The organism is Flavobacterium sp. (genome assembly GCF_003525665.1).
Taxonomy (GTDB): Bacteria; Bacteroidota; Bacteroidia; order Flavobacteriales; family Flavobacteriaceae; genus Flavobacterium.
Window position 1 is genome coordinate 888 of record NZ_DQDX01000187.1, and the last position, 2,240, is coordinate 3,127.

The 2,240-nt window shown below is 31.0% G+C and carries 2 protein-coding genes and 1 pseudogene; all 3 read left to right on the forward strand.

Annotation, left to right across the window (positions count from 1 at the left end):
• Positions 1-239, forward strand: a pseudogene (locus tag DIU01_RS13210) (3'-5' exonuclease); the annotation flags it as partial.
• A 67-nt stretch (positions 240-306) separates the two neighbouring features.
• Positions 307-1,746, forward strand: coding sequence for a nucleoside recognition domain-containing protein (locus tag DIU01_RS13215; protein ID WP_290835191.1), 1,440 nt, complete (start codon positions 307-309; stop codon positions 1,744-1,746).
• A gap of 106 nt (positions 1,747-1,852) precedes the next feature.
• Positions 1,853-2,240: transposase (locus DIU01_RS13220; RefSeq protein ID WP_290835193.1), on the forward strand; the 388-nt coding region annotated here is incomplete at its 3' end.

Below are 2,240 nucleotides of genomic sequence, written 5' to 3' on the forward strand. Positions count from 1 at the left end.
TATGGAAATTTGGAGATTATAAGCATTTTACGTCTTTGAAATTACTTACCAAAATCCTCGGAATTCCTTCTCCAAAAGGCGATATCGACGGAAGCCAAGTCGGACACGTTTTTTATGTAGAAAAAGACATCGACCGAATTGTAACGTATTGCGAAAAAGACGTTATTGCTGTCGCACAAGTTTTCCTTCGCTTTAGAAAAGAAGATTTATTGATTGAAGAGGAAATAATTCATGTTTAAAATTTAGACTTGGTAGGTTTTTAAAAACCTGTCAGGTCTTTTTATTACTTTTACAAAAAAACAAACCATGGTATTAAGTAGATTTTGGCTCGTTATCTTTATTTCATCAATTATATTTGTGATTTTCAGTTTATTCTCTGGAAATAACTACACGATTGACTTTGTATTAAATGGAAAAAAAGACGATCCAATTTTAGTTTCTGAAAAATACCTTCAAGATTTACCAGCTTTTATTAAAGATAGTATCGAAAATGCGCCCGATAAAACCATGGTCGTCAATCGTGATACTTTGAACATTGATTCTACATATGTTTTTTCTAATAAAGTGGTAAAAATTTATAGTGGAAAACAAAAATCAGATGGATTGTTACCAACTTGTAAAAGCACTTTGCTTGATTTGATTTTGCCGTTAATGGCATATCTTGCTTTCTTTTGCGGATTGATGGAACTTTTAATTATTTCTGGTGCATCACAAAAATTGGCAAAAATATTAAGCCCAGTTTTTGTAAAAGTATTTCCAAGTATTCCAAAAAATCATCCTTCGATATCTTATATGACGCTGAATTTTGCTGCCAATTTTCTAGGATTAGATTCGGCGGCAACACCATTCGGACTAAAAGCCATGGAAAGTTTACAAGAAATAAATCCAGAAAAAGACAAAGCCAGCGATGCTCAAATAATGTTCATGTGTTTACACGCTTCTGGACTTACCTTAATTGCAACTTCAATTATTGGATATCGAGCTGCTGCAGGTTCGGCAAACCCAGCCGATGTGATGTTGCCTTGTATAATTACATCATTTATTGGAACCATTGCTGCGTTTTTAATTGTAGGAATTAAACAAAAAATCAACTTCAAAAGTGCTTCTTTGGTTGCAGGATTAATGGGATTGATAGGTGCAATTATTGGTTTGTTGATGTATGTAAATCATTTGGATTTAATTGGTAAAAATTATTTTACTTCTAATCTTTCTGCTCTGATTTTGGTTGTAATAATTGTTTTCACTTTGATATTATCATTCGTAAAAGAAAAGAAATTTACAGAAGCAAACACCACGGTTTATGAAGCATTTGTGGTTGGAGCCAATAATGGAGTTAAAACCGGAGTTACAATTTTTCCTTATGTTTTAGGAATGTTAGTTGCCATTTCGCTGTTCAGAAATAGTGGTTTATTTGAAATTATCAGCAATTGGATCGCTTTTATTTTTTCTAATTTGGGTGTGGCAAAAGAAATTACAGATGCTTTACCTGTTGCATTGCTTCGTCCTTTTAGTTCTGCTGGTTCACGAGGTTTTTTAATTGATTCCATGAATACTTTTGGTGCCGATTCAATGACAGGAAGATTGAGTAGTATTTTTCAATGTAGTGCCGAAAGTACGTTCTATGTTATTGCTGTTTATTTTGGATCTGTTAATATAAAAAATACGCGATACGCTTTAGGAACAATGCTTATTGTAGATGTAATTTGTGTGATTACTGCGATTTTTGTGGCTAGTTGGTTTTTTTAGAATTTTCCTGCAAGGTCTTTTTTTGACCTTGTAGGTATAAATTTTCAATCTACAATAAACATACCTATAAGGTTTTGGAAACCTTGCAGGATAAAAAATAGATTAAATGAAATTAGAAATTTTAGAACAAAGTCATGTCTATCATATTTACAATAAAGGAATAAATAGCACTAACATTTGCCTATCAGATGAAAACAAATCCTATTTTCTAAAATTACTTTCAAAATATTTAAACGGTAAAATCGAAGTTTTTGCTTACTGTTTAATGGACAACCATTTCCATTTAGTCAGTAAAATTATTGAAGAAGAAAAAATTGTAACTCAAGCTTTTTCAAATTTATTTAATGCGTATGCAAAGGCTTTTAATAAACAAAATAATAGAACTGGAAGTTTATTTGAAAAACACTTTAAAAGAATAAAAATCCAAGATGAAAATTATTTGAGAAACATCATTCAATACATTCATTTAAATCCTAAACATCACTTAAATATAG